Here is a 21,787-nt window from a genome sequence, read left to right as displayed (position 1 = left end):
CGGCCGTCCGCAAGGGGGTTCCGGACGGCCGGACGCGACGTAGGGTCGGTCGCGTGCGTGCATCCACACCTCGCGAGAGCACACTGGGCGAGCTGCGTACCAGCGGCCACCGGTTCGAGACCGTGAAGGAAGAGATCCAACGGAACCTGCTGGACCGGCTGAGATCCGGGCGGCCGAGGTTCCCCGGCATCGTGGGCTTCGACGACACCGTCCTCCCCCACCTGGAACGCGCCCTGCTGGCCGGGCACGACCTGGTCCTGCTGGGCGAGCGCGGGCAGGGCAAGACCCGGCTGATCCGGACGATCGCCGGCCTGCTGGACGAGTGGACCCCCGTCGTCGAGGGCTGCGAGATCAACGACCATCCGTACGCGCCGGTGTGCGTGCGGTGCCGCCGCATGGCGGACGAGCTGGGCGACGCGCTCCCGGTCGCCTGGAAGCACCGGGACGAGCGGTACGGCGAGAAGCTCGCCACGCCCGACACGTCCGTCGGCGACCTGATCGGCGACGTCGACCCGGTGAAGGTCGCCGAGGGACGCACCCTGGGCGACCCCGAGACGGTGCACTACGGGCTGGTCCCGCGCACCAACCGGGGCGTGTTCGCCGTGAACGAGCTGCCCGACCTGGCCGAGCGCATCCAGGTGTCGCTGCTGAACGTCCTGGAGGAGCGGGACGTCCAGATCCGCGGCTACGCGCTGCGCCTGCCCCTGGACGTGCTGCTCGTCGCGTCCGCCAACCCCGAGGACTACACCAACCGCGGCCGCATCATCACCCCGCTGAAGGACCGGTTCGGCGCGGAGATCCGCACCCACTACCCGATCGAGCTGTCCGACGAGCTGGACCTCGTCCGGCAGGAGGCCGAGTTCGGCCCGGACGTCGAGGTGCCGGACCACCTGCTGGAGGTCGTCGCCCGGTTCACCCGGCTCGTCCGGGAGTCCACGGCGGTCGACGCCCGCTCCGGGGTGTCGGCGCGGTTCGCGCTCGCCGGGGCCGAGACGGTCGCGGCGGGGGCGGTCCGGCGGGCCGCGCTCGCCGGGGAGGACCGTCCGGTCGCGCGCGTCTGCGACCTGCCCGCGGTCGTCCCGACGCTGATGGGCAAGGTCGAGTTCGAGGTCAGCGAGGAGGGCCGCGAGCAGGAGGTGCTGGAGCACCTGCTGCGCCGCGCGGTCGCCGAGACCTACCGGCGGGCGCTCGGCGGGGCGGACCTGTCCGGCCTGCTGGCGAAGTTCGACTCCGGGGAGACCGTGGAGTCGGGCGAGCTGGTGCCCGCGGCGGAGCTGCTGCGCCGCACCGGACCGGTCCCCGGCCTGGCCCGGATCGTCGAGCGGCTCGGCATGTCCGGGGAGTCCCCCGGCCAGGCCGCGGCCGCGCTGGAGTTCGCGTTGGAGGGGCTGTTCCTGACCCGGCGCCTGTCGAAGGACGACACCGGCACCTATTCCCTGTGACCGTTTGAGGTTGGCATGAGCCGTTACCGGTACGGGGCCTACCACGAGGGCCCCGACCCGCTCGCCGCTCCGTACGACGTCCGCGAGGCGCTGGACGCCCTCGGCGACTCGGTGCTGGAGGGCACCCGCCCCGGCGACGCGCTGCGCGAGCTGCTGCGCCGCGGCCTGCCGAACGACGCGCGGAACCGCCGCGGGCTGGACGAGCTGCTCCGCGAGGTCCGCGAGCGGCGGCGCGAGCTGCGCCGCCGCGGCCGGATGGACGGCACGCTGGAGCAGGTCCGCGCGCTGCTCGACACGGCGGTCGGGCAGGAGCGGGCCGAGCTGTTCCCCGACCCGTCCGACGACGCGCGCCTGCGCGAGGCCGAGCTGGACGCGCTGCCGTCCGACACGGCGCAGGCCGTCCGGCGGCTGTCGGACTACCAGTGGCGCTCGGACGCGGCGCGCGAGACGTTCGAGCAGCTCAAGAACCTGCTGCGCAGCGAGGTCCTGGACTCGCAGTTCGAGGGCATGCGGCAGGCGCTCGCCAACCGGGACCCGGCCGCCATGGAGCGCGTCCGGGACATGATGGCCGCGCTGAACGACATGCTCGACAGGGACGCGCGCGGCGAGCACACCCAGGAGGACTTCGACCGGTTCATGCGGGAGTACGGCGAGTTCTTCCCGGAGAACCCGGCCGACCTGGAGGAGCTGGTCGACTCGCTCGCCCGCCGCGCCGCCGCGATGGACCGGCTCATGGCGTCGCTGACGCCCGAGCAGCGCGCCGAGCTGTCCGGCCTCATGGACCAGGTCATGCAGGACGCGGGCCTCGCGATGGAGATGACCCGGCTGACCGAGTCGCTCCGCATGCGCCGTCCCGAGCTGGGCTGGGGCACGCCCGAGCAGATGACCGGGGACGATCCGCTCGGCATGAGCGACGCCACCGGCGCGCTCGCCGAGCTGGCCGACCTGGCCGAGCTGGAGGCCGCGCTCGGCCAGGACTACCCCGGCGCGCGGCTGGACGACATCGACGAGGACGCCGTCCGGCGCGCGCTCGGCCGCTCCGCCGTGGACGACCTCGCCGCGCTGCGCCGCCTGGAGGCCGAGCTCGAGCGGCAGGGCTACCTGCGGCGCAACCGGGGCGAGCTGGAACTGACGCCGAAGGCCGTCCGGCGGCTGGGCGAGACCGCGCTGCGCCGGGTGTTCTCCAAGCTCACGGCGGGCCGCTCCGGCGACCACGACCAGCACGACGCGGGCCAGGCGGGCGAGCTGACCGGCTCGACGCGCGAGTGGCGGTTCGGGGACGAGCAGCCGATCGACGTCGTCCGGACGGTCTCCAACGCCGTCCGGCGGTCGGCGATGGCGCCCGCCGCGCCCGGTTCCCGGGGGGTGAAGCTGAGCGTGGACGACTTCGAGGTCAAGGAGACCGAGCGGCGCAGCGCCGCCGCGGTCTGCCTGCTGGTCGACCTGTCCTACTCGATGGTGCTGCGCGGCACCTGGGCCGCCGCCAAGCAGACGACGCTGGCCCTGCACACCCTCGTGACCAGCAAGTTCCCGCAGGACGCCATCCAGATCATCGGGTTCTCCAACTACGCGCGGGTGCTCCAGCCGACCGAGATGGCGGGCCTGGACTGGGACATGGTCCAGGGCACCAACCTGCACCACGCGCTGATGATCGCCGGACGCCACCTGGACCGGCACCCCGACTTCGAGCCGATCGTCCTGGTGGTCACCGACGGCGAGCCGACCGCGCACCTGCGTCCGGACGGCCGGTCCTGGTTCGACTACCCGCCGTCCGCCGACACGCTCGTGCTGACGACGGCCGAGGTGGACAAGATGACCCGGCGCGGCGCGGCGCTGAACTTCTTCATGCTCGCCGACGACCGCCGCCTGGTCGCCTTCGTGGACGAGGTCGCCCGCCGCAACGGCGGCCGGGTCTTCGCGCCCGACGCCGACCGCCTCGGCGAGTACGTCGTCAGCGACTACCTGCGCGTACGCCGCGGCGGACGCCGCTAGCGAGCCGAGACTCGGCGCCGGGAGCCGGGGCTCGGCGGCCAGGGCCGGGGCTCGGGGCCAGGGCCGGGGCTCGGGGCCAGGGCCAGGACCGGGGTTCGGGGCCAGGGGCGGGGCTCGGCGCTGGGGGCGGGGCCGGGGGTCGTGGTCGGCCCTTTGCCGACGATCTCGGTTGCGCCCGGACGATGGCGGGGAGAAATCACCCGAAGTGACAGACACAGCACTTTAAGTGTCTTTCGGGGGGTTCAGTGACCATGACAGGTCGACGGCTGATCCTCAGCGGGCTCGCCGCTGCCACCGCCGCCGTCCTCGCGTTCGGCACCGGGACGGCACTGGCCCGCCACGAGCCCGGCCGTCGAAGCCCGGCCACAGGACGCCACATCTGCCCGCCGGCGAACGATAAGGGCGACGCGCTGGCAGAGGGGCGTTTGTGCCCGCCGCCGCCGGTGGTCGACTACTGGCCCGGCATGGTCTTCCCGGCCGTCCGCGCCGGGCAGGGGCCCATGGACTAACGGGATTGCCCCATTCGGCCGCTTCGCATGGGTGCGATCCGGCCGCGACGGCCGCCCGGCGCTCCCGCGCCGGGCGGCTTCCGCCGTCCAGGCCACCTTCCGCTCAGGGCGGCTTCCGCCGCTTCGGCGATCGACGCAGGCTAGGGTCGGGACATGTCGAGTTCCGATCGTCTGCTGCTGATCCTGCACATCGGATTTGCGATCTTCACCCTGGGACCGCTGACCGCCGCGACGATGTCCACCCCGCGCTACATCCGCAAGCGGGACGTGACGGTCCTGCGGTACCTGAACCGGACGACGGCGATCTACGCGTTCGGATCGCTGGGCGTGTTCCTGTTCGGGCTGTTCCTGGCCGAGGGGAAGTTCGCCAAGGTCTGGCTGTCGGCGTCCATGACGCTGTTCATCGTGGCACTGGTGCTGCTGTTCATCGTGGAGCGTGACCAGCGCAAGGCCGTCAAGCTGCTGGAGGCCGCCGCCGGGTCGTCCCCCGTCCCCTCCGAGACGGCGGCGGCCGGCGCCGAGGACGCGGACGCCGCGAAGGACGCCGTCAAGGAGGCGAAGGACGCGGCGACCGCCACGGGCACCGCGGCCGACGACGTCGCCGCCGTCCAGCGCGGACGCATCGCCGCGTTCTCCGGGGTCATCGCCCTCATCTGGATCGTCATCCTGATCCTGATGGTCTGGCACTGACCGCGTCACGTTGAAAGGGGCCGCGCGAGATCGCGCGGCCCCTTTCAACGTGCAGGGATATTTCAGGCGGTGCGGGCCTTCAGCCAGGCCAGCAGCGTCGGATAGACGGTCGGGTCGACCATCAGCGCCATGCCGTGCCGCGTCCCCGGGACGGTCCGGACCGTCGCCTGGACGCCCGCCGTGCGCATCGCGCCCGCGAGAGCGGTGCTCTGCGTCACCGGGACGAAGTCGCGGCTGCTGTGGAAGAGCAGCATCGGCGCGTCCCCGTGCGAGACGTGCTGGGCGGTGTTCGCGTCGTCGAGCCTGCTCCAGCAGGACGACGCGGGCCCGGCCGGGACGCAGCCGACCAGCTTGGTCACCGCGCCGCGCAGCTTGCGCTGGGAGGGCGACGCGGTCGGGCCGCTACCGTCCTGGAAGGCTAGGTAGGGCGTGTTGACCGGGGACAGCGCGACCACGCCGCGGACCCGCTCGGCGCCCTCGTCGAGCGCGCCGACCTGGGTGGCGAGCAGTCCCCCGGCGGACGACCCGAGCACCGCGATGCGGTTCGGGTCGAGGTTGAAGGACTTGGCGTGCTTGCGCACGTAGGCGAGGGCGGCGAGCGAGTCGTCCCGCTGGGCGGGCCACCGGGCCGTCGTCGCGAGCCGGTAGTCGGCGGCGAAGACGGTGAAGCCCTGCGCGGTCAGGCGGCGGGCGAAGTACTTGAACCCGCTCTTGTCGCCCTCCAGCCAGTAGCCGCCGTGCAGCAGCAGGACGCCGGGACGCGGCTTGGCCTTCTTGTCCTTGGGGTCCGCGGGCTGCCAGTAGACGTCCACGCGCTGCCGGGCGTCCTTGCCGTAGGCGAGGGTGCGCGACTTCGGCAGCTTCGGCGTGACCATGACGGCCCTGCCGGTCACGGTCGCGCTGGGATCGGCGTCCGGCGCGCCGGCCGGCGTCCGGGTGGGGCCGGACGGTCCGGTCGACGGCGTCTCCCCCGTCGGCGCCTCCCCGGTCGGCGACTGCGACGGCGAGCCCGTGGCGGACTCGGTGTCGGTCGGCGCGGGCGGGGACGGCAGCGTCGGCGGGGACGCCGGCCCGAGGGACGAGCCGGGAGTCGGCAGCGGGGCCGCGCCCGCGACACCCGGAACCGATGCGACGGACACGCACGCGGCGGCGAAGGCCGCTCCGCCGACCAGGACTCTGCGCACTCCAACCCCTTTCGGACACCCGTTTCACGGGCGATCCCGGGCACATCATACGGCTTTGATCATCCAACCGGCCGATCCCCGGCCCGCCTGCCGGCGAACCGGGGATCCACCTGCGCAAACGTCCCGCGCGAACACGCTGGGCGGACGCCCCGCCTGCGACCGCCTAGGAGAGCGCCTGCTCCAGGTCGGCGAGCAGGTCGGTGACGTCCTCGATGCCGACCGAAAGCCGGACGAGGTCGTCCGGAACCTCCAGCGGCGACCCGGCGGCCGACGCGTGCGTCATCCGGCCCGGGTGCTCGATCAGCGACTCGACGCCGCCGAGGGACTCGCCGAGGGTGAACAGCTTCGTCCGCTCGCAGATCCGGACGGCGTCCTCGGCCGACCAGGCGCGGAACGACACCATGCCGCCGAACCGCTTCATCTGCTTGACCGCGACGTCGTGGCCGGGGTGGTCCGGCAGGCCCGGGTAGAGGACCTCCTTGACCGCGCGGTTCCCGACCAGCATCTCGACGATCTTCTCGGCGTTGTCGCAGTGCCGGTCCATCCGGACGCCGAGCGTCTTGATCCCGCGCAGCGTGAGCCAGGCGTCGAACGGCCCGGCGACCGCGCCCATCGCGTTCTGGTGGAAGGCCAGCCGCTCGCCGAGTTCGGCGTCCCGGACGGCCAGCGCGCCGCCGACCACGTCGGAGTGCCCGCCCATGTACTTGGTGGTCGAGTGGACGACCACGTCCGCGCCGAGCGTCAGCGGCTGCTGGAGGTAGGACGAGGCGAAGGTGTTGTCCACCACGAGCAGCGCGCCGCCCTCGTGGGCGACGGCCGCGAGCGCGGCGATGTCGGAGACGCCGAGCAAGGGGTTGGTCGGGGTCTCCACCCAGACCAGCTTGGTGTCCGGGCGCATCGCGGCCCGCACCGCCGAGACGTCCCCGAGCGGGACGGGGTCGAACGTGACGCCCCAGGGCTCGGCGACCTTGGCGAACAGCCGGTAGGTGCCGCCGTAGGCGTCGTTCGGGATGACCACGTGGTCACCTGGGCGGAGCAGGGACCGCAGGATCGCGTCCTCGGCGGCCAGTCCGGACGCGAACGCGAGCCCCCGCGTCCCGCCCTCGATCGCCGCGACGCACTCTTCCAGCGCGGTGCGGGTGGGGTTGGCCGAGCGCGAGTACTCGTAGCCGCCGCGCAGGCCCCCGATGCCGTCCTGCTTGTAGGTGGAGACCTGGTAGATCGGCGGCACGACCGCGCCCGTACTCGGGTCCGGCTCCTGGCCGGCGTGGATCGCCAGCGTCTCGAACCCCTGCTGAGGGACGTTGCCCTGCGGAACCTCGTTGTCCATAGGCACGAGGTTATCCACCCGGACCCCCTCCCAGAGGAGGAGGACATCCCCCCCAGGTATGGCCTGGCATTTCGGCTCACCGGGTGACCCCATCGCCCCCGTCGTTCCCTACCGTTATGGAGTAGATCCCCGGTTGCATTCGCACTTCCAAAGGAATTTGCATGTTCGCACGTCTTGGGCGCGTGGTGGTCAGACACCCCGTGTGGACGATCCTCGCCTGGCTGGTGGTGGCAGGCGCGCTCGTCGCGCTCGCCCCGAGCCTTAAGACGAAGTCCGACCAGAAGGACTTCCTGCCCTCCAAGTACGAGTCGATCCAGGCCGCCAAGCTGGCGGAGTCGGCGTTCGCCAACAAGGACGACCAGAAGACCGCCCCGGCGATGATCGTCTTCAAGCGGTCGGACGGCGGGAGGCTCCAGCCCTCGGACACCGCGAAGATCAAGCAGATCGCCGCGGATCTCCAGTCCAAGCACATCCCGGGCGTCACCGTCGCCCAGGCGATGCCGCCCGCCACCAACGGCAAGATCCAGGTCATCGCCGTTCCGCTGCGCAACGACTTCGACCAGAAGATCCGCAACCAGGGCATGGACGCGGTGAAGAAGCTCCGCGTCGAGACCACCGCCCAGCTGCGCGGCTCCCCGCTGAGCTACGGCGTGGCCGGGGACATGGCGTCGAGCGTCGACAACGAGAAGTCCGACAACCAGACCATGGCGATGATCGGCATCGCCACCGTCGCGCTGATCGTCATCCTGCTCGGCGTGATCTTCCGCGCCCCGCTGGCGGCGCTGCTGCCGATCGTGATGATCGGCCTGGTGTCGATGGTCTCGAACGCGGTCACCGCGATCATCGGTAACGCGTTCAACCTCAACTTCGACAAGGGCTTCAACGAGATCATCGTCGTGGTCCTGTACGGCATCGGGACCGACTACATCCTGTTCCTGCTGTTCCGCTACCGGGAACGGCTGCGGCTCGGCGAGGACAAGAAGACCGCCATGATCACGGCGGTCGAGCGGGTCGGCGAGGCCATCGCGTCCGCCGCGGGCGCGGTCATCGTCGCCTTCCTGGTGCTGCTGCTGGCCTCCTTCAAGGCGTTCGGCGGCCTCGGCCCGCAGCTGGCCATCGCGGTCGCGGTCATGTTCGTCACCTCGATGACCCTCGTCCCGGCCGTCATCTCGCTGATCGGCACGGCCGTGTTCTGGCCGTCCAAGTCCTGGAAGAAGGAGGCCCGCGCGGGCCTGTGGGCCAAGCTCGGCGCCGGTGTCGGCCGCCGTCCGGTGGTCGCGCTCGCCGCGTCCGGCCTGGTGCTCGTCGTCCTCGCGCTCTCGGCGCTCGGCTTCAAGGCCGACTACGACTTCGAGGGCAGCGCCCCGCAGAACACCGAGTCCGCCAAGGCCATGAAGGACCTGCGGTCCAGCCTGCCGGCGGGCATCCTCAACCCGACCGAGGTCTACGTCCAGAGCGGCGCGCCGCTGCAGAAGCCGGCGCTCACCGAGTACCAGTCGAAGCTGAAGACCATGCCGGGCGTCGGCGAGGTGCGGACCCCGCAGCTCAACGCCGACAAGACCGTCGCCAAGTACGACGTCCTGCTGACGAAGAACCCGAGCTCGAACGAGGCGATCGACCTCGTCAAGGGTCCGTTCCGGAACGCGGCGCACGCCGCGGCCCCGGAGGGGTCCAAGGTCCTGGTCGGCGGCACGACCGCGGTCTTCGCCGACATCAACAAGATCAACAACCGGGACCTGTCGGTCATCCTGCCGGTCGCGGTGGCGCTCATCGGGATCATCCTGATGCTGCTGCTGCGGGCGCTGGTCGCCCCGCTCTACCTGGTGGCGGCGGTGCTGCTCGGCTACGCCGCGACGCTGGGCGCGAGCGTGCTGCTGTTCCAGAACGTCGAGAACAAGCCCGGCCTGATGTTCCAGCTGCCGATCATCCTGTACCTGTTCGTGCTGGCCATCGGAACCGACTACAACATCCTGATGATCGCCCGGCTCCGCGAGGAGGCCCGCGAGGGCCACGACCCGCGGCGCGGCGTGGCCCTCGGCATCCAGCACGCGGGCCCGACCGTCGCGGCGGCCGGTGTCATCCTGGCCGGCACCTTCGGCGTCCTGGTCCTGTCGCCCCAGTCGATGACGGCCCAGATCGGCTTCGGCGTGGCGATCGGCATCCTGCTCTCGGCGTTCGTGATGTCGGCGTTCTTCGTCCCGGCCATCACCGCGCTGCTCGGCCACAAGGCCTGGTGGCCCGGGAAGAGCGACCAGGCCCGCGCCGTCCCGCCGCCGCCGCAGGACCCGTACGCGGACACGCCCTACGCCCCGACGGGAAGCCGCTACTAGACGTCGGGACGCGCGCCGGGACTATCCAAGCCGCCCACACCCCCCGGCGCGCGCCCCGACCCGGGGAAGACCGAGGCCCCGGAGACCGTCAGGTCTCCGGGGCCTCGTCGTGCCCGCCGATCAGCCGCCGCCTTCGCGGTCAGGCGTCGGTGAGGAAGGTGAGGAGGTCCTGCCGGGTGACGATCCCGGCGGGCTTGCCCGACACCAGGACGACGGCGGCGTCGCGTCCCTCCAGGACGGACATCAGCTGCGCGACGGGCTCGCCCGAGCCGACGACCGGCAGCGGACGGCTCATGTGCTTCTCCAGCGGGTCGTCCGCGCCGGCCTGGTCGGTGTACAGCGCGTGCAGCAGCTCGCGCTCCTCGACCGCGCCGATCACCTCGCCGGCCATGACGTCGGGGTGCCCGGCGCCCGGCGAGACCACCGGCATCTGCGACACGCCGAACTCCTTCAGGACCTTCACGGCCTCGCCCACGGTCTCGGTGGGGTGCATGTGGACGAAGCTCGGGATGCCCTCGGGCGACGCGGCCGCCTTCTTGGCCAGGACGTCGCGCACCGACGCGTCCGTCGTCGGCTGGTCGCTGAAGCCGTGCTGGTTCATCCAGTCGTCGTTGAAGATCTTGGAGAGGTAGCCGCGCCCGCCGTCGGGGAGCAGGACGACGATGACGGCGTCGTCCGGGGCGTCCTCGGCGACGCGGAGGGCCGCGACGACCGCCATGCCGCAGGAGCCGCCGACGAGGAGGGCGTCCTCGCGGGCGAGCCGCCGCGTCATCGTGAAGGAGTCCTTGTCGGACACGGCGATCACGCGGTCGCAGATCTCGCGGTCGTAGGTCTCGGGCCAGATGTCCTCGCCGACGCCCTCGGTGAGGTACGGGCGGCCCGAGCCGCCGGAGTAGACCGACCCCTCGGGGTCGGCGCCGATGATCTGGACGCGTCCGCCGGAGATCTCCTTGAGGTACCGGCCGGTGCCGCTGATCGTTCCGCCGGTGCCGATGCCCGCGACGAAGTGGGTGATCCGGCCCTCGGTCTGCTCCCAGATCTCCGGGCCGGTGGTCTCGTAGTGCGAGCGCGGGTTGTTCGGGTTGGTGTACTGGTTCGGCTTCCACGCCCCCGGCAGCTCGGCGGCGAGCCGGTCCGACACCGAGTAGTAGGAGTCCGGGTGGTCCGGCGAGACGGCGGTCGGGCAGACCACGACCTCGGCGCCGTAGGCGCGCAGGACGTCGATCTTGTCTTTGGCGACCTTGTCCGGGCAGACGAAGACGCACCGGTAGCCGCGCTCCTGGGCGACGATGGCGAGCCCGACGCCGGTGTTGCCGGACGTCGGCTCGACGATCGTGCCGCCCGGCTTCAGCTCCCCCGACCGCTCGGCGGCGTCGATCATCCGGACCGCGATGCGGTCCTTCACCGAGCCGCCCGGGTTGAAGTACTCGACCTTGGCGAGCACCTGCGGGCCGTCCGGCCGGGTGATGCCACGGCTCACGTTGCGCAGCCGGACCAGCGGCGTGTTGCCCATCAGCTCGACGAGCGAGTCATGCACCTGCATCGCGACGTCCTTGTCGTGATCAATGATCTTGTCGTGATCAATGATGTGAAACCTGGATGACATCCCGTTGGGGCAGTGTTGAACCCGTTAGGTGGGAATGCGGTTTCGGTTAGATTTCGGTTCCCGACGGTAGCCCAGATCGACGTGGCCGGGCATCTCCACCCTACGGGGGCGAGAGTCCTGCTCGGACGGGGGGTGACTGACCATGGTGAGAGCCTTCACCGCGCGACGCGTGGCCACGGCGGCGGCCTACGGCGGCGGCGGGATCACCGCGCTCGGCGGGATCACGGTGGGCCTGGTCATGGCGGAGGTGCGGCTCGCGCGCCGGATCATCCAGGCGACGCCGAGCGGCGACCCGCCCCACGCGGACGGCCTGTACGGGGCGTCCCTGCCCGGCGAGCCCCTCGTGTTCGCCATGCTCGGCGACTCCACGGCGGCCGGGCTCGGCGTCCGCACCCCGGACGAGACCCCCGCGGCGCTGCTGGCGGACGGCCTGTCCGCGATCTCCGGACGGCCCGTCCGGCTGCTGAACGTCGCGGTGTCGGGATCCCGCTCGGACGCGCTGCCGGGCCAGGCGGAGCAGGTCCTGCCCGCCGCCCCGGACATCAGCGTCATCATGATCGGCGCGAACGACGTCACCTCGCGGGTGCGCACCGCCGACGCCGTCCGGCACCTGGCCGCGACGGTGGAGCGGCTGCGCGCGGCGGGCGGCGAGGTCGTGGTCGGCACCTGCCCGGACCTCGGCTCGGTGAAGCCGCTGATGCAGCCGCTGCGGTGGGTGGCCCGCCGGGCCAGCCGCCAGCTCGCCGCCGCGCAGACGATCGCGGTGGTGGAGCGCGGCGGCCGGTCGGTGTCGCTGGGCGACCTGCTCGGCCGCGAGTTCGCCGCCGACCCGGCCGGAATGTTCAGCGAGGACCGGTACCACCCGTCCGCGCGGGGGTACGCGTCCGCCGCGATGGCCCTGCTGCCGTCGATGGCCGCCGCGCTCGACCTCGACCCCGACCTGGACGAGATCATGCCGGACGCACGGCGCGGCGAAGGCGTCCTGCCGGTCTACCTGGCCGCCGCCGAGGCCGCCGAGGAGCCGGGCACCGAGGTCGCCGCCACGCGCGTCGCCGGCCGGGACAGCGGCCCGCGAGGCCGCTGGGCGACCCTCCTCCGCCGCGTCCGCCGAGCCCCCGCCGCAGCCCTCAACGAACTCCACGCCGCCTGACCCCTTGGGCCGGCGGGCGCGGGAATCGGCTTCGCGGGAGCGGGGATTCTGCGAAATCGCTTCCGTTGCGTGGTCGTGCTGCTACTTTCCGCTCGAGACGGTCTGTCCGGTGCGGGGAGCGAGGGAGCCGTCATGGGCTCGTGCGGGGTGCGGAAGGCGCGATGGCTGGGCGCGGCGGCGGTGTGCGCCGCGCTCGCGGGGAGTTCGGCGCTCGCCGGGTGCTCCGGCGGGGGGAACGACGCGCTGGGGTCGCAGGGCTGGTCCGCGCCGGGCCTGAACGTGGTGAGCAAGGCCGCCGTCGGCGGCGGGTTCGCGGCCGTCACGGCGCTGCGTCCGGACGGCACGCTGGAGACCGACACGTTCGACCTCGCCAAGGGCAAGCGGCTGTGGGCGAAGGCCGCGACGATGCGCGGCCGGACGCCGGACCAGGGCGTCCAGCCGCCGGCGGTGTCCGGCGGGATGGTCGCGGCGGTCGAGCCGAGAGGCGGGGACGCGGTCCTCGTCGCGCGGGACGCGCGGACCGGCACGCTGAAGTGGGCGCGGGACGTCCGGACGACGTTCGGCCCCCAGGCGTGCGGCCCGATGGTGTGCCTCGCGGAGCGGACGGCCGACACCGACGCCCGTTTCGTCGCGCTCGACCCGTCCGCGGAAGGCAAGGAGCTGTGGCGGATGGACGGCGTCGCCGAAGTCGAGTGGGCGGACGCGTCGCGCGTGGTCGTCTTCCGCATGGCGAAGCATCCGTCCCTTGAGCAGCGTGACCTGCGCACCGGCAGGACCCTCTGGACGTACCCGGTCGAGGACGCCGTGGGGAACGGCGTCAACCTCTCGGGCGGCTGGGCGTTCGGCTCGCTCGGCGACACGCTCGTCGGCTACCTCGGCCCGCACCAGGCCGCGCGCGGACGTCCGCTCACCGCGTTCGGCTTCTTCGCGATCAGGCTCGCGGACGGCGGCCTGGCCTGGACGCGGCCCCGGCGGCTGCGCGTCTACCCGAGCGCCAGCCCGGCGGTCGCGCTGATCGCGCGGCAGGTCACGGCGGCGGGCGGGTACGGCGCGTTCGAGCAGATCGATCCGCGCACGGGCCGGACGGCGGCGACGCTCCCGGCCGACCGCGCGCCCCGCTCGTCCTGGTGGCTGTCGCTGCCGTCCGATCTGGCGCAGGTCGGGTTCCTCAGCCCGGACCGTCCGGGCCGGGCGGTCTCGCTGCGCAACGCGGCGCCCGTCCCGGCGCGCGGGCTGCGCACGTGGTCGTTCTGCACGGTCACGCCGTCCACGCTGAAGATCACCGGACGTCCCGGCTTCTACCCCGTCGCCCCGCTGTGCGCCTACGACCTGGGCACCGGCCGTCGGGTGGACGATCCCGGCGCGCCGCCCGGCTGGTACACCGGCGCGTCCGACGGCTGGCGCGTCTGGCGGGACGAGTCGGGCACCCTGCACGCCCTGCACGACGCCCGCGGCACCGCCCCCGGCATGTACGGCTCCTAGCCCCGCCGTCCCCCAGCCCTCGCCCGCCTGATCGTCTTGCTAGCCGGGGCTGAGCGTCGGCGGGGCGAGCACGCGCACTTCGGGACAACGGGTGCGCGCCGCACCGGACCCGGCGTGTACGCGCCTCGCGGCAGCGGCTACATTGCGGAGGTGACCGGCGAGTAACCCAGGTACCGCCGGCCGGTACGAGACCGGACCGGAAGGTCCCGCAGAACAGGGAGTCACGCAATGCCCGAGGCAGTCATCGTCGCCACCGCGCGTTCCCCCATCGGACGGGCCTTCAAGGGTTCGCTGAAGGATCTGCGTCCGGACGACCTCACCGCGCGCATGGTCGAGGCGGCCATGGCGAAGGTCCCGCAGCTCGGCCCGGACCAGATCGACGACCTGCTGCTCGGCTGCGGCCTGCCCGGCGGCGAGCAGGGCTACAACATGGGCCGCGTCGTGTCGGTGCTGCTCGGCTGGGACAACGTGCCCGGCGCGACGATCACCCGGTACTGCTCGTCCTCGCTCCAGACGACCCGGATGGCGCTGCACGCGATCAAGGCGGGCGAGGCCGACGTGATCGTCTCGGCGGGCGTCGAGATGGTGTCGCGGTTCGCCAAGGGCAGCTCCGACGGCCTGCCCGACACGCAGAACCCGCTGTTCGCGAACGCCGAGGCGCGCACCGCCAAGCGCGCCGAGGGCGGCGCCGAGACCTGGTCGGACCCGCGCGAGCAGGGCGAGCTGCCCGACGTGTACATCGCGATGGGCCAGACCGCCGAGAACGTCGCGCAGAAGCTCGGCGTCACGCGGCAGGCGCAGGACGAGTTCGGCGTCCGCTCGCAGAACCTCGCCGAGAAGGCCCTGGAGAACGGCTTCTGGGAGCAGGACATCACCCCCGTCGAGCTGCCGGACGGCACGGTCGTCAGCAAGGACGACGGCCCGCGTCCCGGCACCACCTACGAGAAGGTGTCGCAGCTCCAGCCGGTGTTCCGCCCCGACGGGACGGTCACGGCGGGCAACTGCTGCCCGCTGAACGACGGCGCCGCCGCGGTGATCGTGATGAGCGACACCAAGGCCGCCGAGCTCGGCATCACGCCGCTGGCGCGGATCGTGTCGACCGGCGTGTCCGGTCTGTCCCCGGAGATCATGGGCCTCGGGCCGGTCGAGGCGTCCCGCAAGGCCCTCGCCAAGGCCGGGATGAGCATCGGCGACATCGACCTGGTCGAGATCAACGAGGCGTTCGCGGCGCAGGTGCTGCCGTCCGCCGAGCAGCTCGGCATCGACATCGACAAGCTGAACGTCAACGGCGGCGCGATCGCGGTGGGTCACCCCTTCGGCATGACCGGCGCGCGGATCACCTCCACCCTGCTGAACAGCCTGAAGTTCCACGACAAGCAGTTCGGCCTGGAGACGATGTGCGTCGGCGGCGGCCAGGGCATGGCGATGGTGGTCGAGCGGCTGTCCTGACCGTCCGGACGGCTGATCGTCCGACGGCATGATCACTTAGCGTCATCCCAGCGTGGCCCGGGTTTTCACCGAAACCCGGGCCACCTGCGTCTTCGCGCGCCGCCCGCGCTTTACGAACGATCTACGTTACGTGATGGATAGGTCGGCGTTAGGGGGTTGTCACATCCGGGTCCGTGTTGCACAGTCGGCTGAAGAGCCCCGCGACATGGAGGTGCCTATGTCACTGAACCACTCGTCGGAGACGCACACCAAGCTCATCGCACGCATCCCGCATGTCACAGGACGTGACATCCCCGAGTGGTTCACCACCATCGAGAACGGTCCCTCGTTCCTGCGCTGCGACGAACGCACGACCTGGCTCGCCGCGGAACACGGACTGTCGCACGGCTACGCCGCCGCCATCGTGCGCGAGCACGAGCGGGTCCGGCGCGAACGCCACTACTGAAGGGCGCGACACGCGAAGCGGCGCCTTCGGTCTTACCGCCGCCACAACTCAAGAGCTTTCGCGGGAACCCGTCACCGGACAGCCCCCGCTGTCGCGCCGCTACGCGAGCGCGACCGTGACGCCAGAGTTCCCGCAAACGAGCAGCCCCTCGCCGGTCTCCGCTTCCGGCGAGGGGCTGTTCGCTCGCCCCGACGCGCGGACGGTGGGGCGGGGAAGCGGTGAACCCCCGGTCGCTGGAGCGGCCGGGGGTTCGGGTGGTGCCCCTGGTCGGATTCGAACCGACACAAAAGCTCTTTTAGGGAGCCTGCCTCTGCCGTTGGGCTACAGGGGCGCGCGCCAGCATACCGGCGGCACGCGGCGTCCACCGCGCGTAATTCCCCACAACGCCCGGGTTCAGCGGCGAAGCACGGCGCGGTCTTCGACGAGCGTGGTTCCGGCCCGTCCGTCACGGTCTCGGCGGACGGCCGTAATGGCGTGGACGCCGATCCGTCCGCTCTCGCAGGCGAGCGCGGACGCGGCGAGGTAGAGCAGCCAGACGCGGGCGCGCCCGGCCCCGGCCCGCTCGACGGCGGTGGGCCAGTGCAGGCGCAGCGCCGCCGCCCAGGCCCGCAGCGTCCGGGCGTGGTGCTCGCGCAGGGCCAGCGTGCCGCGCACTTCGAGGCCGGCTTCTTCGAGTCCGCCGACGATCGACCCCAACGTTCTGAGCTCGCCATCCGTTGGAAACATGTAGGAGGTGGTGAAGGTGCGGCGGATCTGGTGGGGTCCGGGGCGGCGGGTCTGCTGCTGGAGGAGCAGGCGGCCCCCGGGCGCGAGCAGGGCGTACAGGCGCGCGGCGGGCGGGTCGAGGGCGTCCACCCCGGCGAGCCCGGCGATGGCGTCGAACGGGCCGTCCCCGGCGACCGACAGGTCGCCGACGCGCGGGTCCACGGGCAGGTCGCCGCTGCGCTTGCGGATGTACTCGGCCTGCTCCGGCGTCCTTACGAGGGCGACGACGCGCGCGCCGTGCTCGGCGGCGGCGTGGTGCGCGAACGCGCCCCAGCCGCCGGAGAGGTCCAGCACGCGCGCGCCGGAGAAGAGCCCGAGCCGTTCGGCGACGGCCGCCAGCGAGGCGCGCTGGGCGTCGTCGAGATCGACGGCCTGGTCCCACAGCCCGGTCGAGGTCGCGAGGGACGGTCCGAGCATCTGGGTGAAGAAGTCGGCGGGCGCGTCCAGCGGTCCCGCGATCTCCCGCGTGTCACCGGGCGGGAACTCCTCGGCGGGCGGGCGCGGCTCGGTGCCGACCGCGCCGAGCAGCACCGCCGTCCGGACGATCTCGCGCTTGTCCTCGCCGGTCAGCCGGATCGGCTCGTCCCCGATCCGCATCACCTGCTGGACGGCCTCCAGCGCGTCGAACACGTCGCCCTCGATGTCGAGCTCCCCGGCGACGTACGCGCGCACCAGCCCGATCTCGCCCGGCTTCCACAGCAGCCGCCGCAGCGCCCGCCGGTGCCGCACGACGAACGCCGGCGCCCCGGCCGGCCCGACCGAGCTCCCGTCCCACGCCATCACCCGGATCGGCAGCTCGCCGACGGGCGCGTCCGCCTCCCCGAGCATGATCCGCGCCAGCAGCGGCCCGAGCCGTCCGGCGACGCCCTCACTCACGCCCGCTCCCCCTCCCCGCACGCACGCGACGCCCCCTCAGGCAGACTCCCCAACACTCCCCGCCGACGCGCCGGGACCTCGCCCAGCCCCCACGACACCGGGCGCCGGCGCGACGGCGTCGGGTCAACGGGGGTGGTGGAGGCGGGGTGGCGGGCGGGTGGTCGGGTCACGTGCGCCTCCCCGGGGTCGGTCAGCCTTTGCCGGGCCGACGCTCGGTCGCGAGTTCGAACTCCGCGCGCGGGCTGGACAGTTCACCCAGGGACACGATCTCGCGGCGGAAGAAGAGGGCGAGCGTCCAGTCCAGGGTGACCCGGAACTTCCGGTTGACCGTCGGCATCCGAGACAGATGGTATGTCCGGTGCATGAACCAGGCGACCAGTCCGCGAAGTTTGAGCCCGTAGACGTTCGCCACACCCTTGTGCAGGCCGAGGCTGGCCACCGAGCCGACGTAGGCGTGCTTGTACGCCTTGCGCGGCTTGCCGCGCAGGTCGGCGGCCAGGTTGTCGCCGAGCGTGCGGGCCTGGCGGACGGCGTGCTGCGCGTTCGGCGCGGTGAACTCGCCGAACCCGCTCAGGTCGGGGACGCGCGCGTTGTCCCCGGCGGCGTAGACGTCCGGCAGCCCCTCGACGGTGAGTTCGGCGGTGGCCTTCACGCGGCCCTTGTCGTCCAGGGGGAGGTCGGTGTCCTTGAGCATGGGATGCGGCTTGACGCCCGCGGTCCAGACGAGCGTGCCCGCGTCGAACTCCTCACCGTCGCTGAGCACGATGCGTCCGCCCTCGGCCGACTTCAGGAGGGTTCCGAGCTTGACCTCGATGCCGCGCCCGCGCAGCGCCTCGACCGTCCAGTTGCCCATCTCGGGGCCGACCTCGGGCAGGATGCGGTCGGCGGCCTCGACCATCATCCAGCGCATGTCCTCGTGCCGGACGGTCGGGTACCAGCGGCACGCGTCCTTCGCCATGTCCTCCAGCTCGGCGAGGGCCTCGACGCCCGCGAAGCCGCCGCCGACGAACACGAACGTGAGCGCCCTGCGGCGCACCTCCGGGTCGTCGTTGGACGCCGCGATGTCGAGCTGGTGCAGCACGTGGTTGCGCAGGTAGATGGCCTCCTCGACGGTCTTGAACCCGATCCCGCACTCGGCGAGGCCGGGGATCGGCAGCGTCCGGGAGATCGAGCCGAGCGCGATCACCAGCCGGTCGTAGGGCACCTCCTGGACGTGCGTCCCGCTGCCCGTCCCGACGCCGTCCCAGCCTTCGGGGCCGGGGTCGGAGCCCGCCGGGTGCACCCGCACCACGCGGCGTTCGGCCGAGACGCCGACCACGTGCCCGTTCAGCACGCGGCAGCGCCGCAGGACGCGGCGCAGCGGCGCGACGACGTGCCGGGGCTCCAGGTTTCCGGCGGCCGCCTCGGGCAGGAAGGGCTGGTAGGTCATGTACGACTGGGGATCGATCACGGTGACGGCGACCTCGCCGCGTCTCAGCTCCCGGCGCATCCTGCGCTGGAGCCGGAGGGCGGTGTACATGCCGACGTAGCCTCCGCCGACGATCACGATGTGCTTGGCGGCCGGGGGGATCTGCTCGACAGACATACCGCTCCCGGTACCCGAGCGCAGGACGTCCTCACCTCATGAACCACACATCCGAACAACTCGTCCCTTTCCGGCATCTCACTAGGTGTATCGCGCAAGACGGCGGGACAGGGCCGGACGGGGGCGCCAAGCGGCGGACGTCGCAGACTCCACCGCTTGGCCAAGGCCCTGCCCCGCCATCACAGTCCAGGGGAGACGCACATGTCACGGATCGTCCAGGGGTCCTTCGTCGCCGCAGCCGTCGCCGTACTGGCGACCGGATGCACGTTCTCGCTCAACGGCAAGACAAGCGACAGCAAGACCACGGGCGCCGCGGGGGGTACGGCGTCGAGCCCTTCCACGGGAGGCGGCGGAGGCGGCACCGGCGGCGGTAGCGGCGGCGGCACGGGCGGCGGGGCCGCCGGCGACCGCTGCACGGCGGCCCAGTTCCGCGCGTCCGTCATCGGCCTCAGCCCGGGCGCGGGCCAGCGCTACGCGCGCCTCGCCCTCACGAACATCTCGGGCCGCGCCTGCCGGGTGCACGGCTTCCCGGGCCTCGGCCTCGCCAACCCGCAGAACCCGAACATCCCGGCCTCGACGCGCCGCACCGGCTCGCCCACGTCCTTCGTGGTGAAGCCGGGCGGGCACGCCTACACGCTGCTGCACTGGGCCGCCGTCCCGGGCGACGGCGAGACCGGCTCCCAGTGCGAGCCCTCGCCGACGGCCCTGCACGTCACCCCGCCGGACGAGCGTTCCTGGGTCCGCGCGTCCTGGTCGCTCGGCCCGGTCTGCCAGCACGGCCAGATCGAGGTCCAGCCCCTCGCCCCGGTGGCGCCCTCCGCCCAGTAAGCGGCACCGCACCACCCACCGATCTTCACGGCGGGCCGGACCTTCCAGCGCACGCACCCGGCCCGCCGTGATCCTTTTCCGACCCGCCCACCGCCCCACCACTCCAAATCGCCCGAACCACGCCACGCGCTCTAGGTCAGAGGTCGGCCAGGTGTTTGGCGCGGGTGAAGAGGGTGTCGAGCATGGCTTCGGTGACGCGGCCGGTGAAGGTGTTCTGCTGGCTGGGGTGGTAGCAGCCCAGGACCGTGATCGGTGCGGTGCCGGAGAGCTCGGCGGGGGCGGTGCCGGAGGGGGCGATCTCCACCTCGACGCCGTGGCCGAACTTGGGGCGGGGGCGCGGGACGGCATAACCCGCCTGCTTCAGCACGGGCCAGACGCTCTGCCAGGCGAAACCGCCCAGGCAGACCACGCAGCGGACGGACGCGGCCACCTCGTCGATCTCGCGCGCCAGCCAGGGGACGCAGGTGTCGCGTTCGGCCGGGGTCGGCTTGTTGTCGGGCGGCGCGCAGCGGACCGTGGCGGCCATCCGGGTGCCGATGAGGCGCAGGCCGTCGTCGGCGCGGACGCTGGTGGGCTGGTTCGCCAGCCCGACCCGGTACAGGGAGGCGAACAGCCAGTCGCCGGAGCGGTCGCCGGTGAAGATGCGGCCCGTGCGGTTGCCGCCGTGCGCGGCGGGGGCGAGCCCGACGACCATGATCCGGGGTTCGGGGTCGCCCCACCCGGGGACGGGACGGCCCCAGTACGGCTCGTCCGCGAACATGCGGCGGCGCTCGACCGCGACCTTCTCCCGCCAGGCGACGAGCCGGTCGCAGGCGCGGCAGACGGACTGGCGGGCGACGAGCTCGGGCAGGTCCGGCGCGGACGCGGCGAGCGCGGCGACCTGTCCGGCGTCGTGCGCGACGGGCGTGCCGGGCTCGGCGGGGTCGTCCGGCCACCCGGTTCCCGGCGGGACGTAAGGCGCGTTGGCGGCGTCGCTCATGTTGCGATCCTCGCACGTCAGAGCACCCGCGCGCGGCCCGGACGGTGATCATGACGCTGTAGGACAAAACACACATGACGGGCACGGCCCATCGGTACGATGCGTCCACGCCGGAGGGGGGCGGGAATCCGTGCGCGGGGGCCCGCGCGGAGCGGAGGGCAGACCGATGACCCGACCTGGTTGGTATCCCGACCCGTTCGGCGAGAGCAAGCTGCGCTGGTGGGACGGCGAGGCGTGGACCGAGGCCCTCAACCCGCAGCCGACCCGCCCGTCCCGGTTCGCCACCGCGCGGCGCCCCGCCGGCCCCGGCCTCGCCGCCGACGTGCGCGGCCTCCGCCTCTACCTGGACGACCAGGTCGTCGCCTACGGCAGCAGCTCGCTGGCCTGGGCGCACGTCGAATGGACGGCCTACTGGAAGACCGCCCTGCCGACCCAGTGGATCTTTCGCGTCGGCCGCCACCCGTTCCAGGCCGGGCCCCGCGTGGAGGTCGCGCTCGACCCGTCCGGCGAGTACGACGCGCAGGGCCTGTGGACGCAGCTCGTCGAGACCTGCCGCGAGCACGCCGAGTCCCGGCTGATCGCCGAGATCGCCGCGCGGGTCCGCACCGGCGAGGCCGTCGAGGTCACGCAGGGCCTCGTCCTCCATCCCGGCGGACTGCGCGGCGGCCGCACCTCCCTGTCGTGGCCGATGGTGGCCGACGCCGTGATCGAGCAGGGCCGCGTCCTGATCCGTCCGGCGGGCGGCGGCACGGCCCTCCTCCACGTCCCGCAGCAGAGCCCCAACGCGATGATCATCCCCGCCCTCATCGCCACCCTCCGCAACGACTTCTAGCGGACGGCCCGCTTCACCCGCCGCCGCGTCCAGCGGCCCGCGCCCCTCGCGTCTCGCGCGCGCCGCAGCCAGGCGCGGTCACCCGAGAAAGCCGCTCAGCCGCCCCACCCGCTCAGCCGCCCCACCCGCTCAGCCGCCCCACCCGCGCAGCCGACGCACCTGGTCAGCCGACGTAGCCGGTCCTCGCGGAACGTCAGCGACGGGGGGCTCCGGACGGGCGGCGGCGAGATCCTCGTTCCGCTCGCCCCCACCGGACATCGCTTCGCCGCAGGTCACCGTGTCCGCGTCCTGGTCGGCGGCCCGCCGCGCCCCC

The 21,787-nt window shown here is 72.7% G+C and carries 17 protein-coding genes and 1 tRNA gene; 11 read left to right on the top strand and 7 right to left on the bottom strand.

Annotated features, from left to right (window positions below):
* The first annotated feature begins 53 nt into the window (after positions 1-53).
* The 4 genes from ACFPCY_RS27465 (at position 54) to ACFPCY_RS27450 (ending at position 4,633) form a co-directional block, all read left to right on the top strand.
* The gene (locus ACFPCY_RS27465; protein WP_378259721.1) at positions 54-1,442 is read left to right on the top strand and encodes a sigma 54-interacting transcriptional regulator; all 1,389 of its coding nucleotides are present in this window, start codon (positions 54-56) and stop codon (positions 1,440-1,442) included.
* Positions 1,443-1,457: 15 nt separating this feature from the next.
* A complete protein-coding gene (locus ACFPCY_RS27460) occupies positions 1,458-3,434 on the top strand; it encodes a vWA domain-containing protein (RefSeq protein WP_378259720.1) in 1,977 nt (658 codons plus the stop codon).
* Positions 3,435-3,685: 251 nt separating this feature from the next.
* Positions 3,686-3,943, top strand: coding sequence for a hypothetical protein (locus ACFPCY_RS27455; RefSeq protein ID WP_378259719.1), 258 nt, complete (start codon positions 3,686-3,688; stop codon positions 3,941-3,943).
* 153 nt (positions 3,944-4,096) lie between these two features.
* Positions 4,097-4,633: a hypothetical protein gene (locus ACFPCY_RS27450; protein ID WP_378259718.1), complete on the top strand. Its 537-nt coding sequence runs from the start codon at positions 4,097-4,099 to the stop codon at positions 4,631-4,633.
* A gap of 62 nt (positions 4,634-4,695) precedes the next feature.
* Here ACFPCY_RS27450 and ACFPCY_RS27445 read toward each other — a convergent pair whose 3' ends face one another.
* Positions 4,696-5,817, bottom strand: a complete 1,122-nt coding sequence (locus ACFPCY_RS27445) for an alpha/beta hydrolase (protein WP_378259717.1) — start codon at positions 5,815-5,817, stop codon at positions 4,696-4,698.
* A gap of 163 nt (positions 5,818-5,980) precedes the next feature.
* Positions 5,981-7,147, bottom strand: a complete 1,167-nt coding sequence (locus ACFPCY_RS27440; protein WP_378259716.1) for a cystathionine gamma-synthase — start codon at positions 7,145-7,147, stop codon at positions 5,981-5,983.
* A gap of 161 nt (positions 7,148-7,308) precedes the next feature.
* On the opposite strand from ACFPCY_RS27440, the gene ACFPCY_RS27435 reads away from it, so the two are divergent.
* Positions 7,309-9,477, top strand: a complete 2,169-nt coding sequence (locus tag ACFPCY_RS27435) for an MMPL family transporter (protein WP_378259715.1) — start codon at positions 7,309-7,311, stop codon at positions 9,475-9,477.
* A gap of 139 nt (positions 9,478-9,616) precedes the next feature.
* Here ACFPCY_RS27435 and ACFPCY_RS27430 read toward each other — a convergent pair whose 3' ends face one another.
* Positions 9,617-11,020: a cystathionine beta-synthase gene (locus tag ACFPCY_RS27430; protein WP_378259714.1), complete on the bottom strand. Its 1,404-nt coding sequence runs from the start codon at positions 11,018-11,020 to the stop codon at positions 9,617-9,619.
* 205 nt (positions 11,021-11,225) lie between these two features.
* Here ACFPCY_RS27430 and ACFPCY_RS27425 point away from each other — a divergent pair, with 205 nt between their 5' ends.
* The 4 genes from ACFPCY_RS27425 to ACFPCY_RS27410 all read left to right on the top strand — a co-directional run bounded on the left by ACFPCY_RS27425 (position 11,226) and on the right by ACFPCY_RS27410 (position 15,609).
* Entirely contained in the window at positions 11,226-12,233 is a 1,008-nt protein-coding gene (locus tag ACFPCY_RS27425) for an SGNH/GDSL hydrolase family protein (protein WP_378259713.1), read from the top strand.
* Positions 12,234-12,365: 132 nt separating this feature from the next.
* Positions 12,366-13,715: an outer membrane protein assembly factor BamB family protein gene (locus ACFPCY_RS27420; RefSeq protein WP_378259712.1), complete on the top strand. Its 1,350-nt coding sequence runs from the start codon at positions 12,366-12,368 to the stop codon at positions 13,713-13,715.
* A gap of 228 nt (positions 13,716-13,943) precedes the next feature.
* Positions 13,944-15,164 carry an acetyl-CoA C-acetyltransferase gene (locus tag ACFPCY_RS27415; RefSeq protein ID WP_378259711.1) on the top strand — a complete coding sequence of 407 codons (1,221 nt, stop codon included), beginning with the start codon at positions 13,944-13,946 and terminating at the stop codon, positions 15,162-15,164.
* Positions 15,165-15,381: 217 nt separating this feature from the next.
* Positions 15,382-15,609, top strand: coding sequence for a DUF4287 domain-containing protein (locus ACFPCY_RS27410; protein WP_378259710.1), 228 nt, complete (start codon positions 15,382-15,384; stop codon positions 15,607-15,609).
* A gap of 255 nt (positions 15,610-15,864) precedes the next feature.
* Here ACFPCY_RS27410 and ACFPCY_RS27405 read toward each other — a convergent pair.
* The 3 genes from ACFPCY_RS27405 to ACFPCY_RS27395 all read right to left on the bottom strand — a co-directional run bounded on the left by ACFPCY_RS27405 (position 15,865) and on the right by ACFPCY_RS27395 (position 18,835).
* Positions 15,865-15,940, bottom strand: a tRNA-Leu gene (locus ACFPCY_RS27405).
* A gap of 62 nt (positions 15,941-16,002) precedes the next feature.
* Complete coding sequence (locus ACFPCY_RS27400; RefSeq protein ID WP_378259709.1) at positions 16,003-17,250, bottom strand: class I SAM-dependent methyltransferase; 1,248 nt, start codon at positions 17,248-17,250, stop codon at positions 16,003-16,005.
* Positions 17,251-17,440: 190 nt separating this feature from the next.
* Positions 17,441-18,835: an NAD(P)/FAD-dependent oxidoreductase gene (locus tag ACFPCY_RS27395; RefSeq protein ID WP_378259708.1), complete on the bottom strand. Its 1,395-nt coding sequence runs from the start codon at positions 18,833-18,835 to the stop codon at positions 17,441-17,443.
* A gap of 201 nt (positions 18,836-19,036) precedes the next feature.
* On the opposite strand from ACFPCY_RS27395, the gene ACFPCY_RS27390 reads away from it, so the two are divergent.
* Entirely contained in the window at positions 19,037-19,663 is a 627-nt protein-coding gene (locus ACFPCY_RS27390; protein ID WP_378259707.1) for a DUF4232 domain-containing protein, read from the top strand.
* A gap of 136 nt (positions 19,664-19,799) precedes the next feature.
* Here the strand turns inward: ACFPCY_RS27390 and ACFPCY_RS27385 are convergent, their stop codons facing one another.
* On the bottom strand, positions 19,800-20,642 hold the full coding sequence (locus ACFPCY_RS27385; protein WP_378259706.1) for a uracil-DNA glycosylase: 843 nt from the start codon (positions 20,640-20,642) through the stop codon (positions 19,800-19,802).
* Between the two features lie 166 nt (positions 20,643-20,808).
* Between ACFPCY_RS27385 and ACFPCY_RS27380 the strand changes: the two genes are divergently transcribed.
* Entirely contained in the window at positions 20,809-21,474 is a 666-nt protein-coding gene (locus ACFPCY_RS27380; RefSeq protein ID WP_378259705.1) for a DUF2510 domain-containing protein, read from the top strand.
* Positions 21,475-21,787 lie beyond the last annotated feature (313 nt).

The sequence above is a fragment of the Actinomadura gamaensis genome (assembly GCF_042652125.1).
Lineage (GTDB): Bacteria > Actinomycetota > Actinomycetes > Streptosporangiales > Streptosporangiaceae > Spirillospora > Spirillospora gamaensis.
Note: the sequence above shows the minus strand (reverse complement) of the source record. Positions and strands in the feature narration are given on the sequence as shown.